This is a genomic window from Stutzerimonas frequens, assembly GCF_024448335.1.
In the GTDB taxonomy this organism is placed as follows: domain Bacteria; phylum Pseudomonadota; class Gammaproteobacteria; order Pseudomonadales; family Pseudomonadaceae; genus Stutzerimonas; species Stutzerimonas frequens.
In genome coordinates, this window is the sequence record NZ_JAMOHM010000001.1 from 537,946 (window position 1) to 561,158 (window position 23,213).

28 protein-coding genes are annotated in these 23,213 nt (G+C 64.7%); 7 read left to right on the forward strand and 21 right to left on the reverse strand.

Annotated features, from left to right (window positions below; genetic code table 11):
* Window positions 1-2: 2 nt before the first annotated feature.
* Genes flgE through flgB form a run of 4 tightly spaced genes read right to left on the reverse strand, consistent with a single transcriptional unit; the run spans window position 3 to window position 2,689 of the window.
* Entirely contained in the window at window positions 3-1,193 is a 1,191-nt protein-coding gene (flgE, locus tag NAO55_RS02625) for a flagellar hook protein FlgE (RefSeq protein ID WP_102839272.1), read from the reverse strand.
* Between the two features lie 37 nt (window positions 1,194-1,230).
* Entirely contained in the window at window positions 1,231-1,896 is a 666-nt protein-coding gene (locus NAO55_RS02630) for a flagellar hook capping FlgD N-terminal domain-containing protein (RefSeq protein ID WP_102839271.1), read from the reverse strand.
* Window positions 1,896-2,324 (reverse strand): flagellar basal body rod protein FlgC, encoded by a 429-nt coding sequence (gene flgC, locus NAO55_RS02635; protein WP_014595442.1) that lies wholly within the window; start codon window positions 2,322-2,324, stop codon window positions 1,896-1,898. Before flgC ends, NAO55_RS02630 begins: the two co-directional genes overlap by 1 nt.
* A complete protein-coding gene (flgB, locus tag NAO55_RS02640; protein WP_017245908.1) occupies window positions 2,324-2,689 on the reverse strand; it encodes a flagellar basal body rod protein FlgB in 366 nt (121 codons plus the stop codon). The genes flgC and flgB overlap by 1 nt, the downstream gene beginning before the upstream one ends.
* A 205-nt stretch (window positions 2,690-2,894) precedes the next feature.
* Between flgB and flgA the strand changes: the two genes are divergently transcribed.
* The 4 genes from flgA (at window position 2,895) to NAO55_RS02660 (ending at window position 6,262) form a co-directional block, all read left to right on the forward strand.
* Window positions 2,895-3,575: a flagellar basal body P-ring formation chaperone FlgA gene (gene flgA, locus NAO55_RS02645; RefSeq protein WP_102839671.1), complete on the forward strand. Its 681-nt coding sequence runs from the start codon at window positions 2,895-2,897 to the stop codon at window positions 3,573-3,575.
* Between the two features lie 171 nt (window positions 3,576-3,746).
* Window positions 3,747-4,583: a lateral flagellin LafA gene (lafA, locus tag NAO55_RS02650; RefSeq protein WP_102839270.1), complete on the forward strand. Its 837-nt coding sequence runs from the start codon at window positions 3,747-3,749 to the stop codon at window positions 4,581-4,583.
* 369 nt (window positions 4,584-4,952) lie between these two features.
* Window positions 4,953-5,786: a transcriptional regulator gene (locus NAO55_RS02655; RefSeq protein WP_102839269.1), complete on the forward strand. Its 834-nt coding sequence runs from the start codon at window positions 4,953-4,955 to the stop codon at window positions 5,784-5,786.
* Window positions 5,783-6,262, forward strand: a complete 480-nt coding sequence (locus NAO55_RS02660) for a hypothetical protein (protein WP_102839268.1) — start codon at window positions 5,783-5,785, stop codon at window positions 6,260-6,262. The genes NAO55_RS02655 and NAO55_RS02660 overlap by 4 nt, the downstream gene beginning before the upstream one ends.
* Window positions 6,263-6,287: 25 nt before the next feature.
* Here NAO55_RS02660 and NAO55_RS02665 read toward each other — a convergent pair whose 3' ends face one another.
* The 17 genes from NAO55_RS02665 to NAO55_RS02745 form a co-directional block, all read right to left on the reverse strand.
* Window positions 6,288-7,223 (reverse strand): OmpA family protein, encoded by a 936-nt coding sequence (locus NAO55_RS02665; protein ID WP_102839267.1) that lies wholly within the window; start codon window positions 7,221-7,223, stop codon window positions 6,288-6,290.
* Entirely contained in the window at window positions 7,220-8,092 is an 873-nt protein-coding gene (gene motA / locus NAO55_RS02670) for a flagellar motor stator protein MotA (RefSeq protein WP_102839266.1), read from the reverse strand. The genes NAO55_RS02665 and motA overlap by 4 nt, the downstream gene beginning before the upstream one ends.
* A gap of 21 nt (window positions 8,093-8,113) precedes the next feature.
* The gene (locus NAO55_RS02675) at window positions 8,114-8,848 is read right to left on the reverse strand and encodes a FliA/WhiG family RNA polymerase sigma factor (RefSeq protein ID WP_102839265.1); all 735 of its coding nucleotides are present in this window, start codon (window positions 8,846-8,848) and stop codon (window positions 8,114-8,116) included.
* Window positions 8,849-8,859: 11 nt separating this feature from the next.
* Entirely contained in the window at window positions 8,860-9,309 is a 450-nt protein-coding gene (locus tag NAO55_RS02680) for a flagellar basal body-associated FliL family protein (RefSeq protein WP_102839264.1), read from the reverse strand.
* A gap of 35 nt (window positions 9,310-9,344) precedes the next feature.
* Entirely contained in the window at window positions 9,345-10,502 is a 1,158-nt protein-coding gene (locus tag NAO55_RS02685; protein WP_232244574.1) for a flagellar hook-length control protein FliK, read from the reverse strand.
* Window positions 10,499-10,822: a hypothetical protein gene (locus tag NAO55_RS02690; protein WP_102839263.1), complete on the reverse strand. Its 324-nt coding sequence runs from the start codon at window positions 10,820-10,822 to the stop codon at window positions 10,499-10,501. Before NAO55_RS02690 ends, NAO55_RS02685 begins: the two co-directional genes overlap by 4 nt.
* Entirely contained in the window at window positions 10,806-11,201 is a 396-nt protein-coding gene (gene fliS, locus NAO55_RS02695) for a flagellar export chaperone FliS (protein ID WP_102839262.1), read from the reverse strand. The genes NAO55_RS02690 and fliS overlap by 17 nt, the downstream gene beginning before the upstream one ends.
* On the reverse strand, window positions 11,201-12,469 hold the full coding sequence (gene fliD / locus NAO55_RS02700) for a flagellar filament capping protein FliD (RefSeq protein ID WP_102839261.1): 1,269 nt from the start codon (window positions 12,467-12,469) through the stop codon (window positions 11,201-11,203). Before fliD ends, fliS begins: the two co-directional genes overlap by 1 nt.
* 316 nt (window positions 12,470-12,785) lie before the next feature.
* Window positions 12,786-13,226, reverse strand: coding sequence for a flagellar protein FlgN (flgN, locus tag NAO55_RS02705; protein ID WP_102839260.1), 441 nt, complete (start codon window positions 13,224-13,226; stop codon window positions 12,786-12,788).
* A complete protein-coding gene (gene flgM, locus NAO55_RS02710; protein WP_102839259.1) occupies window positions 13,223-13,498 on the reverse strand; it encodes a flagellar biosynthesis anti-sigma factor FlgM in 276 nt (91 codons plus the stop codon). Before flgM ends, flgN begins: the two co-directional genes overlap by 4 nt.
* Window positions 13,499-13,644: 146 nt before the next feature.
* Window positions 13,645-14,067 (reverse strand): flagellar FliJ family protein, encoded by a 423-nt coding sequence (locus NAO55_RS02715; protein ID WP_014595426.1) that lies wholly within the window; start codon window positions 14,065-14,067, stop codon window positions 13,645-13,647.
* On the reverse strand, window positions 14,064-15,398 hold the full coding sequence (fliI, locus tag NAO55_RS02720; RefSeq protein WP_102839258.1) for a flagellar protein export ATPase FliI: 1,335 nt from the start codon (window positions 15,396-15,398) through the stop codon (window positions 14,064-14,066). Before fliI ends, NAO55_RS02715 begins: the two co-directional genes overlap by 4 nt.
* Window positions 15,399-15,401: 3 nt before the next feature.
* Complete coding sequence (gene fliH, locus NAO55_RS02725) at window positions 15,402-16,100, reverse strand: flagellar assembly protein FliH (protein ID WP_102839257.1); 699 nt, start codon at window positions 16,098-16,100, stop codon at window positions 15,402-15,404.
* 1 nt (window position 16,101) lies between these two features.
* Window positions 16,102-17,166 (reverse strand): FliG C-terminal domain-containing protein, encoded by a 1,065-nt coding sequence (locus tag NAO55_RS02730; RefSeq protein WP_102839256.1) that lies wholly within the window; start codon window positions 17,164-17,166, stop codon window positions 16,102-16,104.
* The gene (fliF, locus tag NAO55_RS02735) at window positions 17,138-18,814 is read right to left on the reverse strand and encodes a flagellar basal-body MS-ring/collar protein FliF (RefSeq protein WP_102839255.1); all 1,677 of its coding nucleotides are present in this window, start codon (window positions 18,812-18,814) and stop codon (window positions 17,138-17,140) included. The genes NAO55_RS02730 and fliF overlap by 29 nt, the downstream gene beginning before the upstream one ends.
* Before the next feature lie 20 nt (window positions 18,815-18,834).
* Window positions 18,835-19,155 carry a flagellar hook-basal body complex protein FliE gene (gene fliE, locus NAO55_RS02740; protein ID WP_102839254.1) on the reverse strand — a complete coding sequence of 107 codons (321 nt, stop codon included), beginning with the start codon at window positions 19,153-19,155 and terminating at the stop codon, window positions 18,835-18,837.
* A 19-nt stretch (window positions 19,156-19,174) separates the two neighbouring features.
* Window positions 19,175-20,557 carry a sigma-54 interaction domain-containing protein gene (locus NAO55_RS02745; protein ID WP_102839253.1) on the reverse strand — a complete coding sequence of 461 codons (1,383 nt, stop codon included), beginning with the start codon at window positions 20,555-20,557 and terminating at the stop codon, window positions 19,175-19,177.
* A 434-nt stretch (window positions 20,558-20,991) separates the two neighbouring features.
* On the opposite strand from NAO55_RS02745, the gene NAO55_RS02750 reads away from it, so the two are divergent.
* The 3 genes from NAO55_RS02750 to fliP are packed head-to-tail and all read left to right on the forward strand — an operon-like array spanning window position 20,992 to window position 22,951.
* The gene (locus NAO55_RS02750) at window positions 20,992-21,831 is read left to right on the forward strand and encodes a FliM/FliN family flagellar motor C-terminal domain-containing protein (RefSeq protein ID WP_084902924.1); all 840 of its coding nucleotides are present in this window, start codon (window positions 20,992-20,994) and stop codon (window positions 21,829-21,831) included.
* Window positions 21,828-22,199 carry a flagellar motor switch protein FliN gene (fliN, locus tag NAO55_RS02755; RefSeq protein ID WP_102839252.1) on the forward strand — a complete coding sequence of 124 codons (372 nt, stop codon included), beginning with the start codon at window positions 21,828-21,830 and terminating at the stop codon, window positions 22,197-22,199. Before NAO55_RS02750 ends, fliN begins: the two co-directional genes overlap by 4 nt.
* Entirely contained in the window at window positions 22,196-22,951 is a 756-nt protein-coding gene (gene fliP, locus NAO55_RS02760) for a flagellar type III secretion system pore protein FliP (RefSeq protein WP_102839251.1), read from the forward strand. The genes fliN and fliP overlap by 4 nt, the downstream gene beginning before the upstream one ends.
* Window positions 22,952-23,213: the final 262 nt, after the last annotated feature.

The following is a 23,213-nucleotide window of genomic DNA, read 5'->3' on the forward strand; positions in this document are numbered from 1 at the left end:
CCTCAGATTGCGTTGAACAGGACCTGGGTCAGTTCCTTGTTGGTGGAAATGACCTGGGTGTTGGCCTGGTAGTTACGCTGGCCTTCCATCAGGCCTACCAGCTGCTGCGTGAGGTCGACGTTGGAGCTCTCCAGCGCGCCGGAAGCCAGGGTGCCGTACTGGCCGACGCCCGGGGCGCCAAGCATCGCCGCGCCGGAGGCAGCGGTTTCGGTCCAGGCAGTGCCGCTGATGTTCTTCAGGCCTTCGGCGTTGACGAAGCTGGCAAGTACCACCTGGCCCTGCAGCATGCGTTCGCCGTTGGAGTAGCTGGCGTAGACCTTGCCGTCCTTCTCCACGCTCATGCCGGTCTGCTCGCCAGCCGCATAACCGGTGGCGCGATTGGTGGTGACGCTGAATTCCGAGCCGTACTGGCTGGTGCCGCTGTAGTCCAGATCGATGGCCAACGGGGCCACACCGCCGGTCAGCGGCGCCGCCAGGGGGACCGTGCCGATCGGCGCTGCGAGCACGCCGGCACTGTCGAAGGTCAGCGCCTGCGGGCCACCGGCCAGCGCAGTACCGTCGACGTAGTAATGGGCATCCCAGCTGTTGTCCGCCGTCTTGACGAAGTACTGGGTCAGGGTGTGTTCCTTGCCCTGGGAGTCGAACAGCTTGGTGGTGTAGGTGGAGTTGTAGCTGTCCGCCGCCAGCGGATCGAAGGCCACGGCTGGTACCTGCTGGTCGGCATCCAGGTTGGCAACGAAGCTCAGCGCGTCGCTGGCGCGAGCAGGGATACCGCCGGAGCGCAGCTGCAGGTCACCGACGATGCCGGTCTGCAGATTACCGGTGGCATCGGCCGGATAGCCCTGCAGGCGCTGACCGAGGCTGTTGGTGATGTAGCTGTCCTTGTCGGTGCCGAAGATGCCGGCGCGGGTGTAGCCGACGTCGCCATTGCTGGCGCGGGTGACGAAGAAGCCGCCGCCGGAGATCGCCAGGTCCAGGGTTCGATTGGTGGTGGTCAGCGCGCCGCCCTGGCTGATGCTCTGGGTGGTGCCGATCACCTCCACGCCCATGGCCTGGGTCTCGGCGTAGAGGCTGCCGAAATCGGTGCGCGAGGACTTGAAGCCGACGGTGCCGGAGTTGGCGATGTTGTTGCCGATGGTGTTCAGTTGTTCGTTGACGGCGGACAGGCCGGTCAGGGCGATGTTGAAGCTCATGATTGCGTCTCGACTCTGCTGGATGGAGGTTCGGGCGTCAGGCGTTGCCGGCGCCGAACTCGAGAATGTTGTAGAACGGCACCGAGCCGACGCCGTCGATCTGCAGCACCGGGCCTCCGGGGCTGACGCGCACGTTGCCGACCAGACCGGCGACTTCCACCTGCGGGTACTCGCCGTTATCCGACTCGATCACCACGCTGTACTGCCCGGCCGGCAGGCCGAGGCGCTGCGGGTCGATGTCGAACGGCACCTGGCCGGGCGCACGGGCGCCGAGCTCGATGGTGGTCTTCTGGCCGTTGGAATCGGTCAGCACCAGCGCCGTGCGGTTGGAGGCGTGCGCCAGGGTGAACTGCCCCTGCAGCGGCTGGCCGTCGAGCTGCAGGGTTTCGGTCGCCACCCGCACCTGCTGGCCGACCAGGCCGGCGGCGGTCAGGGTCTGCAGGTTGTCCATCAGCACCAGGTTGTTCTGCGCCAGGCTGGTCATGTTCTCCATGCTCTTGACCTGGGACATCGCCGAGAACTGGTTGAGAAACTCGGTGCTGTCGACCGGCTTGGTCGGGTCCTGATACTTGATCTGCGCGACCATCAGGCTGATGAAGTTGTTCTCCATCGTGGTGGCGTCGCTGACGTTCACCGCGCGCTTGACCTGATCGATGCCGTTGCCGGCCAGGCTGGCGTCCAGTGCGGAATTGACGCTACTCATCAGACTTCTCCCAGGCGCAGCAGGCTCTGCTGCATGCTCTTGACGCGGTTGAGCACCTCGACACCGGTCTCGAAGCTGCGGGTGGCCGACATCATGTCGGTCATCTCCTCGATCTCGTTGATGTCGGGGTAGTAGACGTAGCCCTCGCCGTCGGCCAGCGGATTGCCCGGCTCATAGCGGCGCTTGGGCTCGGCGCCGGAGGTGACCACGTCGAGCACCTGCACATGGGCGCCGCCCAGGCCGACGCCGCGGGTCAGCGAGTTGTTCTCGTACACCGCGGCGAACATCGGTTTGCGCGCCTGGTAGACGTCCGCCGGGTTGGCGGCCGCCGAGTCGGTGTTGGCCAGGTTGCTGGCCACGGTGTTCAGCCGCACGGTTTGCGCGTTCATCGACGAACCGGCGATGCGGTAGATGGAATCGAATGACATCAGCGGCCCTCGATGGCCTGCTTCAGGCCACGGAATTTCATGGTCAGGAAGGTCAGGCTGGTCTGGAAATCCATGGAGTTGCGCGAGAACTGGGCCTGCTCGACCGACAGCTCGACGGTGTTGCCGTCCTGCGAAGCCTGGGTCGGTACGCGATAGAGCATGCGCGGATCGCTGCCGGCGATGCTCAGGCGCGACGAGGCACCATCGTCCAGGCGCTGCATCTCGGCGCCGAAGTCGATGTCGCGGGCCTGGAAGCCCGGGGTGTCTTCGTTGGCCAGATTCGCCGCGAGGATCTCGCTGCGCTGCATGCGCAAACCCAGCGCGCGTTCGTGAACGCCGATTGCGTCTTCAATCCGTATACTCATTCGCCGATACCCTTGAAGCATGAGTCAACCGTCGCTCGCTTTTGCAGCATTCATGCCGGCCCGCCAAAACAAAGGCAATGCATTGATTTCGTTAGAAAAAATCGAAACAGAACGACACCGTTTCCGCGCTCTGCTTCCGCATCCGGGACGCCGTGAAGGCGGAAGCGGAAAACCCGCTTCCGCTTGGTCGATCGCACTGTTGCTGATGCTGGCGGGACCGGCCGTGGCGCAGGACGGCACCGACCGCCAGATACACCAGGCCGTGGAGCATCACCTGAACGCGGCGCTGCAACGCGAAGCCAGGCGCCAGGGTTGGCAGGGCGCGCGCCTGAGACACGACACCAGCCTGCCAGCCAGTGCCGCGCGGCTGCCCCGCTGTGATCAGCCGCTGCAGGTTCGCGATACAGGGGGCGCCCCGTCGCTGCTGGAGCGGCAACGGTTGACGATCAGCTGCCCGCAGAGTGACGGCTGGACGCTGGAGGTCACCAGCCAGCCCAGCGTGTGGCTACCGGCCGTGCATGCCCAGGGCATCATCGAACGCGGGCAGACGCTCGGACGCGACGACCTCAGGCTCGAGCCGATCAATATCGGCAAGGCCCAGCGCGGCTATTTTCATCGCCTGGAGGAGGTGCAGGGCATGGCCGCGAAACGACGCATCCGCGCCGGGCAGACCCTTACCCCGTCGCTGCTGGCGCAGCCCTTGGCAGTCAGGCGCGGGCAGCCGGTGAAGATCGTCGCCAGCCACGACGGCATCGAAGCCTCCACCAACGGCGAAGCACTGGGCGACGGGCAGCCGGGCGAGGTGATTCGCGTACGCAACGTACGCAGCGGCAAGGTGATCGATGCGAAGGTGGTGGAAGAAGGGGTGGTGACCAGTACGTTCTAACAGGCGAACGTGCATGGATATGATCTGCCCAAGGGCGCTGAAAGGCCAATTGGGAGCAATCCAAAAAATTTTGGCGCCAGGATTTAATCCTTCTTGTTGGGCTGTCGCCTTACCCTTTCAGCAGGCAGTCAAGCCAGCTCCTACAGCCCACTTAGCACGAAGGATTTTCACATGGCCCTGTCCATTCATACCAACTATTCCTCGCTGATCACTCAGACCAACCTGAGCAAGACCAACAACGCCCTGGGCACCAACCAGCAGCGCCTGGGCACCGGCCTGCGCATCAACAGCGCCGCCGACGACGCCGCCGGGCTGCAGATCGCCACCCGCCTGAATGCTCAGAGCCGTGGTATGGGCGTGGCGATGCGTAACACCAGCGACGCCGTTTCGCTGCTGCAGACCGCCGAGGGTGCATTCAATGAAATGACCGATATCCTACAGCGCATGAAGGACCTGGCAACCCAGTCTGCCAACGACACCAACAGCGCTGATGATCGTACCGCGCTTCAGGCCGAGTTCACGGAACTGAACGCCGAACTGACTAATATCGTAAGTAACACCAAGTACGCAGGAACTGCACTTTTCGATACCACAGGTTTTGCCGCTGCAATGTCGTTCCAGATCGGCTCGAGCAGCGCTGAGACGTTGGAGCTCGATCTGACCGGTGAGTTGACCGCTGTTACCGATGCCCTCGCGGACAACGCTGCTGACACGTTGGATGACGCAGCTAACTCGCGTACCGCCATGGACAATCTCGAGACGACGCTCGCAGCTGTTGGGACAATGCGTGCGGCGTTCGGCGCCAATATCAACCGCCTGAACCACACCGCCAACAACCTGGCCAACATGAAGGACAACACCGAGATGGCCAAGGGTCGCATCATGGATGCCGACTTTGCCTCGGAAAGCGCCAACATGACCAAGAACAGCATGCTGATGCAGTCCGGCATCTCCATGCTCAAGCAAGCCGGCCAGATGCCAAGCATGGTCATGGGCCTGCTGGGCTGATGATCCTCGGTCGGCCAGCCCTGGCCGACCGCTCGCTACAACCAAAAACGCCCCGACTCGGTCGGGGCGTTTTTTTTCTGCGGAACCACCGCCAACCGTCTATCCGACCAATGGTCAGATGTCGCGCAGAGCATCGTCCACGCCCGCTCATCTTGCTCCGAAGCCAGCAATGACGCGCCCTGTAACGCCCCCTTCCCGACCGGCAAGTCACACAATCTGCGCAGTGATGTCACATAGCCATCATGCATGACAGCTATAACCCTGATTAGTTCCCTTGTAAGTTCAAAAAAACGGCGCCAATATATTGCCGACCGGTTCACGGTACTCCCATGTCCTAGATCACAGTCACTGCACCTTTTTCTGAGCCCTATGACTTTATCTCCGCCCAGACAGGCCACCGATGGCACTGCATGCCCGCTCCTGAAGTGCGGGCAGGACGGCCGCGTGGCGCGCTTCGACCGTTCGCTCTACCAGCTAATGCTGATCACCGGTGACGACGCGAAAAAGGTCGATCTCGGTTTCTCCGGCAGCCGCGTATTGGAACGCCTGCTGCAAACTCCGGGAGAAGTGGTTTCGCGCGAGGAGCTGCTCCGCCACGCCTGGGAGGATCGCGTAGTCGGCCAGGGCAGCCTGAACCAGCAGATCTATACCCTGCGCCAGGTGCTATCCGACAGCTCCAGCCAGATCATCCAGACCCTGCCACGGCGGGGGTATCTGTTCAATCCGAACCACCTGCTCGAAGCCAGCGAGGCAGAGCCGGCTCCGCCGAGCATTGGCGCCGCGCAAACACTGGAAATTACGGAGCCACATGCGGCGGCGGCTGCGCTGCAGGCGTCGCCCTGGCTGGCACCGACCGTGCTTGGCACAGCCATGGCGCTGCTGCTCGCGGTGGTCGCCCTGGGCTATCGCTTCATGCATGCGCCCAAGGGCTCGCTGACCCACAACCATTCCATCGGCCAGCTCGAAGTGCTCTATGTGGAGAAAAGCCAGCAGAAGCTTGAGCGCATGATGCAGGAAACCCGGCTGCTGGTTGCCAGTATTGCCGGCCTGAATAGCCACCCGAGTCGGTTGATCGTCAATAAATCCCCCGGCTTCTACGAGCTGCGCTGTCTGCGCAAGGATGGCCAGGTGAACTGGCTGAAAGTCCATCGCAGCCAGGTGAACAGCATTTCGAACCAAACACTGCAAGGTTGTCTGCGATGACGGCGCATTCCGAAAGCGGCGCCGCGAGCAAGCGTCTGCTGCGAGTAATGGTACCGACGACCATGGCACTCTGGGCGCTGGTCGCCATGGGCACCACCAGCTACAGCGCCAGCCTGGTTGGCCGGTATGCCTCCACTGGCCAGGTCTTGCTCAGTAATGGGGAGCTAGCGCCGGTCACCCAGAGCGTGGTGTTCCGCGACGGCCGCTTCTACTCGATGACGCGCAACAGCAGCACTATCGTCGAAGCATCTGGCCGGGTGGAAACAGATCTTCTTGGCCGCGCACGGCTGATCGTTGAGGAGGGCGAGATCAGCGGCCTGGCAGCCGCCAGCGAGCTCGACGACGAGCTGGTCTTCAATCTCCTCTATGGCAAGCACAAGGGTGCGCGCATCACCCTCGAGCAGGTCGGCGCCTGCCTCTACGGCGTCGAAACCCAGCAGGTGTACTGCGCCGAACAGGCCGTGGCACAGCGCTGAGGGCCAGCGTGCGGCCCGGCAGCGCTCAGCTTTCCTCGCTGAGCTCCCCGCTGTATTGCGCACCGCTCTCGGAGAAACGCACCTTGCCGTAGCTGTCGCCGAACAGCTCCTTGTACAGCGTCTCCGCCGAATCGGTCAGCAAGAGAATCTCCACCCGCCGGTTGGCACCGTCTTCCGGTGCCTCGGGGCGCAGCGGCATGACATCCGCCTGGGCCGTCACCTGCAGCACCGAGCGCGCCGGCAGGCCGGCCGACACCAGCACATTGCGCGCACGCAAGGCACGGTCCCCGGACAGGTTCCAGTTGTCGTAGCCCGATTGCAGGCGGTAGGGCGTGGCGTCGGTGTGACCGCTGATGATCAGCTTGTTCTCGACTTTGGACAGCACCCCAGCCAGCACGCCAAGCAACTTGGCGAAGTGCGGGTTGAGCACCGCGCTGCCGCGCTGGAACATGAAGCGCTGCTGGTCATCCTTGATCAGGATGCGCAGGCCCTGGGGCACCACGTCCACTTCCAGATTGGCCAGCGCGTCGACCTGCCCGGCGACCTCCTGCATCAACGCCGCCAGCGCCTGCAACTCGGCGGTCGAGGCATAGCGGCGGGTGCCGTCGGTGGGCGTCTCGCCGTCCCGGCTTGCCGTCTCGTCATGCCGAGGCGACGGTTCGTCCGGCGCCGGGCGCAGTGGCACACCATCGAGTTCCAACGGCGAGGTGCTGGTGCCGTCGAAGATGCCGGCACCGCCATCGACCAGCGGATTGCTTTCCTGATCGCCCGAGGCCGGGTTGGTCAGGTTCATCTGCGGCTGGATGATCCACAGCACCATGAACAGCGCCATCATGGCCAGGGTGAAGTCGGCGAAAGCCACCTTCCAGGCGCCGCCGTGCTCGTCGCCGTGGCCCTTCTTGCTTCGGCGCCTGATGATGATCTCGCGTTCGCCGGCCTTGCCCTTGTCTCGGCTCTTCATGCCGCGTCCCTTTCTTCCTCGTACTGGTTGACCCAGACCTCGAGTTGACGGAAGGCCGGCTTGACGTCCTGTTCGATGAGCTTGCGTCCGGCATCGACCGCCAGCAGCGTCGGCTTGCCGGCCAGATGCGCGACCAGGGTGGTGCGCACGCATTCAAGCGCCGACAGCTCGGTCTTGACCCGCTGGCCCATGGCGTTGGAGAGCGGCTCCATCAGGCAGTAGCAGAAGAAGATGCCGAGAAAGGTACCGACCAGCGCCGCAGCGACGTGGGTGCCGATCTCGGCGACGCTGCCGCCGATGCTGCCCATGGTGATGATGATGCCCATGATCGCGGCAAGGATGCCGAAGCCCGGCATCGCCTCGCCGATCTTGAACAGCGAGCGCGACGGCTGCATCAGCGCATGTTCCATCGCCTCCAGCTCCTGCTCGAGGAAGCCCTCGAGTTCGTGGGCGCTGATCTTGCCCATGGCCATCAGGCGGAAGTTGTCGGCGATGAACGCCATCAGGTTCTTTTCCTGCAGGATCAGCGGGTAGCGCACGAACAGGTCGCTCTGCTCCGGCTCCTCGATGTGCGAATCGAGCACCTTGAGACCGCCCACGTCGACCATTTCCAGCAGCTCATAGAGCAGCATCAGCAACTGGCGCTGGAACTCCTCGCCACGACGCTGGTAGGCGAAGACGCCCTTGATCTGGTGCAGCATCTCGATCAGCACCTCCTTCGGATTGCCGACCACCAGGCTGCCGATCGCGGCGCCAAGGATGATCACCACTTCCGCCGGCTGCCAGAGCACCCGCATGTCGCCGTTGGCCATGGCGTAGCCACCGAGGACGCAACCGATGATGATGAACGCACCTAATACTTTCTGCATGACGTTACTGACTTCTCTCGGTTAAGGGTCCACCGACCCCAGAAAGCGACAGGCCTTGCCGATCGCCTGCTTGCTCAACTGACAGACCCTGGCGTCGCTGACCTCCAGCACCAGGGCGATTTCCTTGAGGCTCAACTCGTGCTGGTAATACAGCGTCAACACCAGCCGCTCGCGCTCGTCCAGCCGCGCCAGCGCCTGCTCCAGCAGGCGCTCCTTGAGCAGCCGTTCCTCGAACAGTTCGGCGGCATCGGGGAAATGCTCGTGACCGCTCTGCAGCAGTTCGTCGAGGCTCTCGATGGCCTCCGACGAATCGGCCCAGAGGAAGGCCTGGTAGTCCTTTTCATCCAGCCCGGTGAACGCCTTGATCTCCTCGTCGCTCGGCGTGTGGCCGAGCTGGCGGGTGAGCTCGCGGATCGCGTCGCGCACCTTGTGCGCCTGCTGCCGGACCTGGCGCGGCCGCCAGTCCTGACGGCGCAGCTCGTCGAGGATGGCACCGCGGATGCGCAGCGCGGCGAAGCGACCGAACTGCTCGTCCGGTTCGCCGTAGCGACGCAGGCCTTCGAGCAGCCCGATCATGCCGATCTGCTCCATGTCTTCGCGGTCGAGCACCTGGTTCGCCTGCAGCGACAGCTGGCGCACGATGCGCTTGACCAGCGGCAGGTACTGCATCATCCAGCGCTGCTCGTCGGCCGGCGCGAACAGCGCGTGGCCGGCCGGGCTGGCGGTGTAGCAGTCGACGGGGCAGGTGGCGTTCATGGCGCGGGCCTTTATTGAACGATCAGCTTGTTGACCAGCACATGGTGGAACGGCACCACCGCCTTCTTGCTGGCAAAGTCGGCGAACAACGCCTCTTCCAGGCGCGCCTGCAGCTCGCCGATGGGCATCGCGCGTAGCTCGGCGAATTCCAGCCCGGACAGGTAGCTGACCACCGAGTTGCGCACCAGCGGTTCGATCTGCTCGAAGTTCTTCGGCTCATCCGAAGCTTCGGCCTGCAGCGCCAGGTCGAGCACGAAATACCGCTCGCGGCCGTCCCCCCGCAGGCTGACGATGACCTTGGGCACGGCATAGAACTCGTACTGCACCGGCTCGATGGTTTCGGCCACCACTTCACCGCCGGCCATGCCCGGCTTGAGCAGCCAATAGGCGGCACCGACGCCGCCGGCCACGGTGACGACATTGAGCAGCAGCATCAGAAGAACGAGACGGGGCGTCGACATAACCAATTCGGATCCTGTAGTTGAAAGTGAGCCGGTCAGACCGTGACCAGCACATCGTTGGCAAGCCCGGCCGAGCGCCCGCTGCGCTCCGGCAGCGCGGTGGCAGCGGCGGCAAGCACCTGCTCCTCGTCACGGGTTTGCCGAGGCTGACCCTGGCGGTCCCGGCCGCTATCGGCACCAACCTGCACGTTGACCTGCACGAAATGCTGCGCGACCAGTTCCTGCCGCAGCCGGTCGCTGGTCTGCTGCAGCAGGCGCGCGACATCGGCGTGGGCGGCGCTGAGCTGGACCGTGAGGCGTCCGGATTCATGGCTGAGGTGGATTTCCAGACTGCCCAGCTCCGGCGGATCGAGGCGGATGCTGGCGCTCTGCTGACGCTGCTGCAGCTGCACCTCGACGTGCTCGCGCAGCGCATGCAGCATCTGCTCGCCCCACTTGGCCTCCGGTGCCTGCAACCTGAGTAGGCGCTCGGCGCCTTGCAGCGCCGGGCTGGCGGGTCGCTCGCCGGTGAGCAGCGGCGCCTCGCCTACTTCGCCCGGCGCAGCGGGCTCGAGCGGTGCCAGCTGTTCGGTCGGCAGCTGCGCGTCGAGCAACGACGCGCTCGCTGTCGGCGCTGTCCACGCCGCGGCGGTCTCTAAGCCTGGCCGCAGTACCGGCGCCGGCTGGCGTTCAGCGGGAGCCGCGCCCTGGCGTTCGCCGGCCGTCACAACCGGCCATGGCAGCGGCTGGCCATACTGCTGCCGTTCGACGAAGCTCTCGACCTGCGCAACGGCCTGCTCGGTTGCCGCAGCAGCGACCGACTCGGCCGGCAAGGGCCAGGCCAGCGGCTGGGCAGTGCCCGCCTCGCGCGCCTGCACCACCACCTGCTGCTGACCGAGCATGCCCTGCAACCACTGCTCGGCAGCGGTTTCCTCGAGCGGCTCGCTGTCGGCGCGCTCGGCCTCGGAGCCGGCCGGCGGCGCCACTGGCGATGGCAGCGGCTCAGGCGGCGGCGCGCTCTGTTGCAGCGTCTGCTCCGGATCGACGATGGCCGCACGCAGCAGGCGCTCGCGGAAGCCGGACGCGATCGGCGCAGCCGTCCCGGGAGGCGCCGCGCCCCGAGCGCTCATCGAGGCCGGGCGGGGTAGCGCGCCGGTCAGCTCGGAGCCGCCTGCGGCGTCTCCGGCAATGCGCTGTGCAGGCAACTGAATCACCGGCCATCTCCTGCGGCGAACATGTCGATACGTTGGTAGGCCGCACGCCCTTCGGCGTACTCCAGGTGATTCACCAGCAGCAGGCGCAAGCGCTCACACTCCTCGGCACAGGCTTCCAGCGCCTTTCCGTGCAGCGTTCGGAGCTGCGCCCTGGCCGCCTGCACCGCCGGATCGGCCGCAGGGTCGCGCGGCAACTGCTCGAGGCACTGCCGAATCGCCCCATCCACCTCGCCGACGACACGCCAGTCACCGCTAGCCAGGGCAGCGGTGAGCTGGGCATGCAGCGCCTGCAGGCGCTGCGCATCACTTGCGTGCGGCACTGATGCCCTCCCAGCCTTCGCGCAGGACACCCACCAGCTTCACCACTTCGTCCAACCCATCGAGCGACAACGTCACGCTGACGTCCGAAAGGCGGTAGATGCAGTACTCGTACAGCCTGGCCAGGCTTTGCACGACCTCACCGCCGCCCTCCTCGTCCAGCGCACCGTTGAGACCGTTGAGGATGTTCATGCATTTTTCCAGCGAGGCGCCTTTCTGCTGATAGCGCTTGTGCTCGATATGCCCACGGGCACGCGCCAACTCGTCGAGTAGGCCGTCCATCAGCACCAGCACCAGTTCGTAGGGCGAAGCGGAAGCGGCGCGCGCTTCCAGGTCCACCGCGCGATAGCTGTCGTAACTGTCGTTGGGGAGGTAGGTCATCAGAACATTCCGAAGGTCTGCTCCATGCTCTGCATGGTCTGCATCATGGAGGTGTACTGCTTGAGGTAACGGGAGTAATAGTTGTCGTACTGCTGCTGCAGGTTCTCGAACTGCTCATCGATGCGCCGCAGGTTCATGTCCAGCGAGTCCATGCGGTTCTTCAGCATGCCGTTGGTGCTGCTGGTGTAGCTGGCGACGGTCTTGTCGATGCTGTCGAGCAGGTTGTCCTTGCCGGTGAACAGCGCCTCGAAGGCGGCCGGATCCTTCGCCACCGCCGCCTCGAAGCGGCTGGCGTCGATGGTCAGCTTGCCGTTGCGGTCGGCGCTGATGCCGAAATCGATCAGGCTGCTGCCCGCGAAGTCGGTGCGCAGCAAGCCGTTGAGGCGACTCTCGATGGAACGGATGCTGGAATCACCAGCCAATGCACCACGGGCGCTGCTGTCGCTGCCGCTGGCAGTCAGCGAATCGAAGCTGGTCATCAGCGCGTTGAACGCATCGATGAAACTCTGTGCCTTGCCCTTGGTGGCGCTCTGGTCCTGGCCGACAGTCAGCGTAAGCGCCGAGTCGCTGGCGGTATGTACCTTGTTCACGGAGAGGCTGACGCCATCGATGACGTTGTCGAAGCTGTTGCTCGAGCTGGTCAGTACGATGCCACCGCTGCCGAACGAGCCGCCCATGCGGATCTGCGCATCGGCCGCGGTCGAAAGCGGCGTAGTGGTAGCGGCAGTACCGGTCAACGAATGCGCAAACGCATTGGCCGCGCCGCTTTCGCTGCTGGTGAGTACCAGACTGACTTCACCATTGCTGCGCACCAGCGTGGCCTGCACGCCAAGGTCGGCGGTCGCGTTGATCGCCTTGGCAGCATCGTCAAGGGTGGCGTATTCGCCCAGCGTAAATGTCTGGTCCTTGAGCGTCAGCGTCCCGCTCAGGCTGCCGTCGACCAGCCCCTGCACGGCGACCTGCTGCTTGCTGGCCAGCTGTTCGACATAGAACTGGTAGCTGCCGGGCTGGGCCTGGGTGCCGACCGTCGCACTGGCATAGCCGTCCTGGCTGAACGAGGCACTGTTGACCAGCATCGTGGCGTTGCCGGTCTTCAGGCCGGACATGGCTGACTTGAACGTGGTCAGGGATGTGCGCAACTTGCTCAGCGCGTCACGCTGGGTCTTGTAGTTGCTTTCATTGCGATTGAGCCGGTCCAGCGAAGACTGAACTTCGTAGGTCGCCAGCTGCGTCGCCATCTGCTTTACGTAATCTGAATCTATCGCCATTGCCGATCCCCTTCCTGTGCTCTCTAGAGCAAGTTGAGTGCCAATACACAAATCGTTGATTTAAAAGCACTTTTGCGCGAGTGGCGCAGAAGAAGCACTTCCGCTCGACGGCCGCGACAGGAAACGGGGAAATGCCGCTTCCGCCTCGCCCGGACAGCGAAACCTCTCAGAACAAAGGCGACGAAGAAGGGGGGGCGACTTAAGCCGGTCGACGAAACAACACGCAGCCCGGGACTGGAGCGGGCTGCTCAGGCTGCGGAGATCGAGTAACGGGGCGGTCGTGGTCGTGCCGGGAGGGCCGGACGTGATGGCAGAGTCAGTACGGCTGCGGCTGGTACAGCCGCGCATCGTGGCTGCCGGCCAGCAGCTGGCCGAGGATTTCGTGGTGCATGGCGAGCAGTTTGCCGTTGCGCTCGTTGATCTGCTGGCACTGGCTGGCCAGCGCGCCGAGCTTCTGCCAGAGCGTGCGCAGGCGCGTCGCCTGGTCGTCGGGATAGCAGCCGAGCAGCCGCTGCATGCCTTCGGCATCGGCCTGCAGGCGGAAGGCGCCGAGCACCTTGGCCCGGCGCTGGGCGCGCAGGGCGAGGGTTTCGACGCGCGTGGTGATCTGCAGATTGAGGCGATCGATTTCCGAGCTGTCGCGCTCGAGCAGGAACGCGTAGAGCGCCTGCATCAGGTCGCGCAGGGCCAGGTAGTCATCGCCATCCTGCTGCAGGTCGTCAGCGACGACCGCGAGCAGCTTGTCACGCTGGTTCACGCATCGCTTCCGCGGTGATAGGCGAGCATGCTGCCGGCCAGCGCGGCGGGATCGGTGGAGATCTCGCCGCGCTGCAGCGCCTGCTTGATCGCCGCAACGCGGTCCAGGTCGATGTCCGGCATGGCGCGCAGGGCGTCGTGCATCTGCTCCAGCGGCAGGCTTTCCGGCTGGCGCACGGCACTTTCCGGCGCCGGGCGCGCGGTGGTCTGGCGGATGGAGCCGGCCTCGGTGGCCGGTGTCAGGGCGGGCTTGAAGTGCCGGCTGATTTCCATGATTTCTTTCCAACTCGGTGGTTACAGCCAAACAGGCGACCGCTTGGGCACGAAACTTAAATGCCTGTTCACAGCCCGGGCGCGGCTAGTCTACCGACCGCCGCGAGCAGTCTCCACGGCCGTCGCAGCAGCTCGATGGGAGGCACTCAATGGGTGGCACGCCAGTGGGCCTGGGCGGCCAGCCCGTCCTGGATCTTCTGCTCCTGCTGGGCGAGCAGCTGCTGCCATTGCTGCAGCTTGCCCTCGATCACATGCTCGACCACCTTCTCGCTGCGCATGGCCTGCAGCAGCTCGCGCTGGATGCGCTCCAGCGCCTGCTCGGCCACCGCCAGCTCGCGACGCTGCAGCTCCACCATCTTGTACAGGGTGGCCTTGTAGCGCTGCTGGTTGTCGCGCTGCAGCGGTGTGCTCATCGGCACGGAAAAGCCGCACAGGCGGCTCAGGCCGGTGATGTTGTTGCGGTAGCGCTGGCAGAGGTTCTGCTGGTACTGCACGCGGCCGAGCATCTGCCGCACCCGGTGGCTGCGCAGGCTGGCCAGGCGGCCGAGGGTCTCGATCTGCTGTTTCATCGCGGTTTCCCGAGGATGTTCTGCAAGGTGGCGACGCTGGTTTCCAGCTCGGCGGCTTCGCCGACGTCCTGGCGCAGAAAGCGCTCGATGGTCGGTGCCAACTGCACCGCACGATCGGTCTTGATGTCCGCCCCCGGCGTGTAACCGCCGAGCGGGATCAGCTCCTTGATCTTCTCGAAGGTGCTGTAGCACTCCTTGAGCTGGCGTGCCGCGCCCAGGTGCGCCGGCTGGCCGACCTGGCTCATGCAGCGGCTGACCGAGGCGCAGACGTCGATGGCCGGGTAATGCCCGGCTTCGGCCAGGCGTCGCGAGAGCACGATGTGGCCGTCGAGAATCGCCCGCGCGCAGTCGACGATGGGGTCCTGCTGGTCATCGCCTTCGGCCAGCACCGTGTAGATGGCGCTCAGGCTGCCGTTGTCGCTGGCGCCATTGCCGGCGCTTTCCACCAGCTCCGGCAGCATGCCGAACACCGACGGCGGGTAGCCCTTGGTCGCCGGCGGCTCGCCGAGGGCCAGAGCGATCTCGCGCTGAGCCATGGCATAGCGGGTCAGCGAATCCACCAGCAGCAGCACGTCATGGCCCTGGTCGCGGAAATAGGCGGCGATGCTGTGACAGAGCTCAGTGGCCTTGAGGCGCATCAGCGGCGATTCGTTGGCCGGTGCGACCACCACCACGGCCTTCTTCAGGCCCTCTTCGCCCAGCGAATGCAGGAGGAATTCCTGCACCTCACGGCCGCGCTCGCCGATCAGGCCGACCACCACCACATCGGCCTTGGTCTGCCGGGTGATCATGCCCAGCAGCACGCTCTTGCCCACTCCCGAGCCGGCAAACAGGCCGACGCGCTGGCCCTTGCCCAGGGTCAGGATGGCATTGATGGCGCGCACGCCGACATCCAGCGCTTCGCTGACCGGCTTGCGCTTGAGCGGATTGACCGAAGGCAGCTCGGCCGGCAGCGGGTCGCGCCCGCCGAGCTTGCCCAGCTCGTCCAGCGGCTCGCCGAGGCCGTTGACCACGCGGCCCAGCCAGGATTCGTCGATATGCAGCTTGGCCTCGTCCGGCGCCGGGAACACCCGCGAGCCGGCGGTCAGGCCGACCGGTTTCTTGAACGGCATCAGGTAGGTGATATCGCGGTTGAAGCCCACCACCTGCGCCTCCAGCATGCTGCCGTCGCCCTGCTCGACATAGCAGCGCTGGCCGGTCATGCGCTGGCAGCCGAGGCTCTCCAGCAGCATCCCGGAGACGCGCACCAGCCGCCCGCTGACCTTGGCCAGCTGGACGTTGTCCAGCGAGCGCAGGGCCTCGTCGAGGCGAAAGCTGTCGCGCAGGGCCATGACTCAGCCCTGCGCCGTGATGTGTTCGGCGAGGGTTTCCATGCACGAGTCCAGCCGCTGCTGGCAGCCGATGTCGGCTTCGGCCTGGGCGGTGAGCACGCGGCACTCGCCGAGCGCGAGCTTCTCGTCCGGCACCAGGCGCCAGGCGGCGGCGCGTTCCGGCGCCAGCTCGCGGATGCGCGCGCACTCTTCCGGGTTGAGATGGATGCGTACGTCTTCCTGATCACCCGGCATGGCGCTCAGCGCTTCCTCGGCGAGGGTCAGCAGTTGCGTGGGATGCAGCGTCAGCTCGCAACGGATCACCTGGCGCGCGACCTTCTGCACCAGCTCCAGCAGTTCCTCGCGGCGCGCCTGCTCGTACTCGCTACGAAAGCGTTCGAACGACTCGATCAGCCGGTCCAGCGGCCGGCCGGCTTCGTCGAACGCCCGCCGTCCTTGCAGCCGGCCGTCTTCCAGGCCCAGCGCCTTGCCGTCCTCGACGCCACGCTGGAAGCCTTCGCGGTGCCCGGCCTCGCGGCCCTGCTCCAGCCCTTCGCGGTAGCCCTTGTCGATGCCTTCCTGGAAACCGTCGGCCACCGCCCGCTGCAGGGCTGCCGGGTCGCCGGCCAGGGTCTCCGCCGCCGGGCCTTGTGGCTTCACCCGCGGCGGAAAGCGGAACGGACGCCAGCTGCGGTCGGCACCCTTGATCACCTTGACCGTCATCTCATTCCACCGTCTGTTCGCGGAACAGCTGAACCTGCAGCTCGCCATCGGCAGACATCTCGCGCACCACGGCCATGATGTCCTTGCGCACCTGCTCGACACGGCTCAGCGGCACCGGGCCCTGACGCCGGTTGATCGATTCCATCTGCTGCGCCTGGCGCTTGGGCATGGCGCCCTGGATGGCCTTGACCAGCTCCGGCTCGGCGCCCTTGAGCGCGACCACCCACTCGTCCAGCGGGATGACTTCCAGCAGGGTCTGCAGCACGTCCTGGTTCTGCCGCGAGAGGATGAAGAAGTCGTACATCTCGTCCTCGATCTTGCCGACCAGCTCCTCGTTGTGCGCGCGCAGCAGCTCGAACATCTGGTCGCGATTGCCCTTGAAGCGGTTCATGATGTCCGCCGCCTGCTTCACGCCACGCACCTGCGAACCCTGGGTGCTGAGCACCTTGAGGCTGCGGTCGATCAGCTGCTCCAGCTCGGCGATGACGTCGCTGTTGACCTCCGAGAGGTTGGCGATGCGGTAGAGCAGCTCGTCCTGGCGTTCGGCCGGCATGCACTCGAGCACCTCGGTGGCCATGCCCGGCGGCAGAAAGGCAAGGAACACCGCCTGCATCTGCGCATGCTCCTTGGCGATCAGCGCGGCGAACTGCTTGGGATCGAGCCACTCCATCTTGGCCATCTTGGCGCGGATCTCCTCGCCGTAGATGGAATCGAGCAGCGAACGGGTGATGTCGCCGCCCAGCGCCTTGCCGAGCATGCCGGCCAGGTAGGAACGCGAGGCGCCCTTGATGCTGCTCTGCTCCTTGTAGTCGTCGAAGAAGCGGCTGATCACATCGGAAACCATCGGCTGCTTGACGTTGGACAGCCGCGCCATGGCCTGGCTGATGCTGATGATTTCCTCGCGGGAGAAGTTGCGCAGGATGCCGGCGGAAATCTCGTCACCCATGCTCAGCATGAGGATTGCCGCCTGATCCAGCGAACTGACCGAGCGCAGCTGCACCGGCCGCGCCTTGATCTCGCGAGACGATGCCTGGCTGTCAGCCGGCTGGGTTGAGGTCTCTTTCATTGCGCCCTATCCAATGCTTGATAACTTCCGAGACCCGCTCGGGGTCGTTCTTGGCGAGCATCTGCAGGTGCTCGATCTGCAGTTCCAGGCCCGAGCCCGGCGCCGGCAGGCGGATTTCCGAAAGCGGGTTGAGCTCACCGAAGACGTGTGGCCCGCCAGGTTCGCGCGGGCTGGCCAGTGCCGGCCGGTTGTCGCCTTCCAGCGCAGCCGGTGCACTCGGCTCGACCACGCTGCCTTCCAGCCCGTCGCCCTGCGGCAGCGCCGCGACGCTGCGCTGGGTCAGGTTGCGTACCGCCGGGCGCACCACGATCAGCAGCAACAGCAGGGCGATCAGCCCGGCCACACCGATCTTGGCCAGCGCATGGACCTGGCTGTTCTCCCACCAGGGCACGTCCTGCTCGACCGGCTCCACGGCAGCGAACGGCAACACGCTGAGACTCAGGAGATCACCGCGCGCCTGCTGGAAGCCGACCGCGCTGCGTACCATCGCTTCCAGCTCGGCGCGGGCCTCGTCGGTCCAGCCACCCTCCGGCGCGGCCGCGGCATTGAGCACCACCGCCACGCTCTGCTGGCGCAGGGCGAAGCCGGCATGCTTGACGTGCACCACGCTCTGGTCGTAATCCAGCTGGCGGGTCGACTCCTCGCGCAGCGAGGTGGCGCCCTTGGTTTCCGCCTTGGCCGGCGCAGGTTCCTCGCCCGCCTTCGGCGGCGCCACCGGGCGGTTGGCCAGCGAACCGGGAATGCCCAGCGCCAGCTGATCCAGCGCGCTCTCGTTGCGCAGCACCTCGTTGCGCAGGCGCGGCGTGTCGCCGTAGGACTGGAAGGTCTCTTCCTTCTGGCTGAAGTCGATATCGGCGGCAACGCTGATGCGGTAATTGCCCAGACCCAGCACCGGAGCCAGCACCTGCTCGATATTGGCCACCGCCTTCTGCTGGTAATCCTCCACCGCCTGCCAGTTCTGCGCCGGCCCGCCGCCGACGTTGAGCCCGCGCGAAAGCAGCGCGCCATACTGGTCCACCACGCCGACATCTTCGGGCTTGAGATTGGGCACGCTGTTGGCGACCAGATTGATGATGGCGCCGACCTGATCATGGCTGAGCGTATAGCCCGGCTCCAGCTGCAGCATCACCGACGCCTTGCTCGGTGCGCGTTTACTGACCACGAAGGAGCTGTTCTCCTCCTGCGCCAGATGCACCCGCGCCTGCTGCACGCCCTTGAGCGCCATCACCGTGCGCGCCAGTTCGCCTTCCAGGCTGCGCTTGAGGCGCACGTCCTGGACGAACTGGCTGGTGCCGAGCGGCTCTTCCTTGTCGAACAGTTCGTAGCCAGCCGGCTGCGCGACCTTCACGCCCTTGGCGTTGAGCAACAGGCGCGCCCGCGCCAGCTGATCCTCGCGCACCAGGATCTGGCCGCTCTGCGGATGGATACGGTACTGCAGCGCCTCGCCGTCGAGCACCTGCATCACCTCGGCAGCGGGAAACGACTCGCCGGCGCCGTGCAGCGGGCGGAACGAGCCGTTGTCGCGCCACAGGTAGAAGGCCACGGCCACCGCCAGCGCGGCGGCGATCACCGCCATGCCGGCCAGCGTCACACGCGGATCGAGTTGCAGCCCGCCTTCGGGCCACCGGGATTTGAGTTTCTGCAGCACGTCTTAGCTCTCTGGGCCGATCAAAGCGGCATTCGCATGACGTCGTCGAACGCCGTGGTCAGTTTGTTGCGCACCTGCAGCAGCGCCGAGAACGACACGCTGGCCTTCTGGCTGTCGATCATCGCGCCGACCAGATCGTCGCTCTTGCCACTGTCCACCGCGGCGACTGCCGCACTGGCCTGGTGCTGCTGGGCATCGACCGAGCGCATCGCCGCCATGAACAGACCGCCAGCGTCGGCCGCCGGCTGGCTCGCCGGCTTGATTGCCGGGCTCCCGGCGACCTCGGCCAGCTGTTGCATGCGGCTCAGCAGATCCTGCTGTACCTGGTTGATGGAACTCATGGTCGTGCTCCCCGATGATTCAGAAATTCAGCTCGATGCCCTGCTCGCGCATGGCATTGAGGCGGTAGCGCAGCGCGCGCGAGGTCATGCCCAGGCTGGCGGCGGCCTTGGCCTTGTGGCCGTCGAAGCGGCGGATGGTGTCGATCACGTGCTGGTATTCGGCCCACTTGCCGCTGGCGCGCAGCGCCGCCTTGCCGTTCTCCGCAGCGAGCGCCAGCGGCCGCTCGCTACGTGCCGGCATGCCTGCCGGCACCGCCAAGCCCAGGTCCTGCGGCTGGATGAACAGTCCATTGCGCAGCACCAGCGCGCGCTGCACGGTGTTTTCCAGTTCGCGGGCGTTGCCCGGCCAGTCGTGCTGCAGCAGCGCGCGGCAGGCATCCTCGGTGAGCAGCTCGTCGTGGGCTTCCTGCGGCGCGTACTTGCTGATGAAGCGGCGGGCCAGCGGCAGCACGTCTTCCTTGCGCTCGCGTAACGGGCTGATATGCAGCGGCAGCACGTCGAGGCGGAACATCAGGTCGGCGCGGAAGCGGCCCTCGGCCACCTCCTGCTGCAGGTCGCGGTTGGTCGCGGCGATGATGCGCACGTTCAGCTCTATCTCGCGGCGCCCGCCGAGCCGCTCCACGCGCTGTTCCTGCAGCACGCGCAACAGCTTGGCCTGCAGCCCCAGCGGCAATTCGCCGATCTCGTCGAGCAGCAGGGTGCCGCCATTGGCCAACTCGAACTTGCCGGGCTGGGCGCTCACCGCGCCGGTGAAGGCGCCCTTCTCGTGACCGAAGAGAATGGATTCGAGCATCTGCTCGGGGATCGCCGCGCAGTTCACCGCGACGAAGGGCGCGTCCGGGCTGGCGGAGAAGCGATGGATGTAGCGCGCCATCAGCTCCTTGCCGGTGCCGGTCTCGCCGGTGATGAGGATCGGCGCACGGGTCAGGGACACGCGCTGGGCCATGGCCAGTAGCCGGCGACCGGCCTGGGAGCAGGAAACGAAGCTTTCCTGGGCGGTCTCGGCACAGACCTGGCGGCGCAGCAATGCGCCCAGCTGGGTCTCGCTGAACGGAGACAGCAGGTAATCGACGCAACCCAGTTCCAGCAAAGTAGCCGCCTTTTCCTGGTCGGCGTATTCGACTACCGGAATCAGGCAGATATTACGGGCGCGCTGCAGCAGTGTTTCCACCTGCGCGTAAAGCGAACGGGCCGGCAAACTTCCGACCACGATAAATGCCAGGGAAAGTTGCTCGAGTTCGCGCTTGCCAAGGTCCGCCAAGTCTTCGTAACGGGCAACTTCGCAGCGCTGACGGCGCAATCCCGCCTGAAGAAAATCACCAGCCGCCGCTTGCGTACTGCCAATGACGGCAACCTTTTTCAGCGGCAATTCATCGAATAGCTCGTCGCATGAGTAGTTCATTGCCTGACCGATACTTTTCAATGTGACCCACCTTGCCTTCCCGGCACCACTGCAATGACACGAAGCGGCCCGGCGGAATGCGAAAGAAAAAAATCTGTTTAATTTTTCGGAACTACCTGCCGCTTTTGGCTTCTGACTCGCAATCGACCCAGCGCACTTCCGTCGGTACTCCGAACAAGTGCGCGCACGCTATCAGCGCGCCAGCACCGTCGCCCAATCAGTTCTGCTTAATTGAAATCAACCGATGCCAGATGAGCTCAAAAGAGGTCATTTGATATCTCTTGATTTAACCCTCTCACGCGCCCATGCCTAGGATGGCGGCACGCTAGAGCCGTGCCCGGAAAAACACCCGCGCCAGCCAGCCCACTTGTCTGCACCAATGGCCAGCGGCATCACCGCCGTGTTCACCGACCTCAGGACATACAGTTCACAACATGACTGGCAATGCAAAAGTCCACCATGGCGTGCCCGCCCAAAGCCTGACTGTATTGAAACCGCAGAAGCTGGGACGGCATCACCACAAGATTCCGCAGTACATCAAGGAAAGTACCAACAAGAATCCGCGGCTGATTGGCGATTATTTCCTGCGTAATTACCGCATCAATCTCGAACTGAATCGCATAGATGTTCAGGAAGAGCGCGGCGAAGAGCCGGACTGCATCTATCGCTCGGCCATGGGAAAAGTTGGGTTTTCCATCGACCGTGCGTTGTTGACCGAAGCACTGGAGTGCTATTACGGCGGCACCGTCATTGCCAGCCAGGACACGCCGCCGATCAGCACGTCGGAACAGCGCATGCGCAATCGGCTGGGCATGGATATCACCGATATATTCGCCCGCTCGATATTGTCCGGCGAGACGTTCGGCAAACTCGACAGTTACCGAAACGATTATGAAGAGACCAGCTGGGAGTATGTGGCCGAGTACGAGTACGTCAGCCATATCACCGGCAGCCGCTCCTCGATCTACATCTATCTGGACACCGAGCTGGTCGATGAACTGACCAGCCGCCTGGCCGGCCCGCCCGCGCCGCGCCAGCCCGGTAACCCCCTCGATCACATCAAGCACCTGCCGGTACGCCTCGATTGCGTGGTGGCCGCGGCGCAGATGCCACTGGCGCAGGTGCTCGCCCTGCAGCTCGACGACATCCTCATGCTGCGCCCGCTGGACCGTTACGAAGTGCGCATCAACCAGCAGAAGCTCTATCGCGGCACCATCTTCGAAGAGGATGGCGCCCTGTTCCTCACTTCACTTGAAAGCGTGAACCCCCAATGAACGGCCATCTTTCCGACAACGAATTCGAAAGCCTCATCAACGAAGGCGACCTGAGCCTGGATGCGGTCGACGAGCCCGCTGCACCGGCCCCGGCGGCCGCGCCTGCACCGCGCCAGAACCTGAGCTTCTTCGGCAAGATTCCGGTGAACGTCACCCTGGAAGTCGCCTCCGCGGAAATTTCCCTCAAGGAGCTGATGGAGTGCGACACCAGCAGCGTGATCGTGCTCGACAAGCTGGCCGGCGAGCCGCTGGACGTGAAGGTCAACGGCACCCTGTTCGCCAAGGCCGAGGTGGTGGTGATGAACGGCAACTACGGCCTGCGCATCGTCGAACTGTCCGGCACCAGCCTGGACGCCTTCACGCCATGAAGCTGCGTCGCGGCCTAAGCCTGCTCGGCCTGCTGCTGATCGGGCTGATGCCCCTGGCAGCCCAGGCCGCCGGCGGCGAGATCACCCTGTTCAACCTGAACGATACCGAGAATGGCCAGGAGTTCTCGGTAAAACTGCAGATCCTCATCCTCATGACCCTGCTCGGCTTCCTGCCGGCGATGCTGATGATGATGACCTGCTTTACCCGCTTCATCATCGTGCTGGCCATCCTGCGCCAGGCCATCGGCCTGCAGCAGAGCCCGCCGAACCAGGTGCTGATCGGCATCGCGCTGATCGTCACCCTGCTGGTGATGCGCCCGGTCTGGCAGGAAATCCACAGCCAGGCCTACGAGCCGTTCCAGAACGACGAGATCACCCTGGAACAGGCGCTGGACTCGGCCAAGGGCAGCCTGGCCGGTTTCATGCTGGCGCAGACCAACAAGAACTCCCTGGAAACCATGGTGGCGCTGGCCGGCGAACAGCTGCCGGAAGACCTCGACGAGCTGGATTTCTCGCTGCTGCTGCCGGCGTTCGTGCTGAGCGAGCTGAAGACCGCATTCCAGCTGGGCTTCATGATCTTCGTACCGTTCCTGGTGATCGACCTGGTGGTGGCCAGCGTGCTGATGGCGATGGGCATGATGATGCTTTCGCCGATGATGATTTCGTTGCCGTTCAAGCTGATGGTGTTTGTGCTGGTTGATGGCTGGGCGCTGTTGATGGGGACGTTGACCACCAGTATTCAGCCGTTTTAGGTGATGGGAATGGATGCGTTGGCCGTGCGGTGGGGCTTGGAGAATGGGGAGGCTGGGCGCTTTTGCCGCGAAGCGTTTGGGCTTGGGCTTGGGGTTCTTCGAGTACAACCCATTGGCGCAGTTGGCCGACGCATTGGTTTCGCCCTGCTGGGCGAGTTCCTTTTGGCAGTCGCCCGGATGGCCGGCCCCCCAAAAGGAACCAAAAAGTCTTGCCCCTCCATCCGGGTCTCGCTTCGCGAGACTCCCCTCATTCCATCCCCAC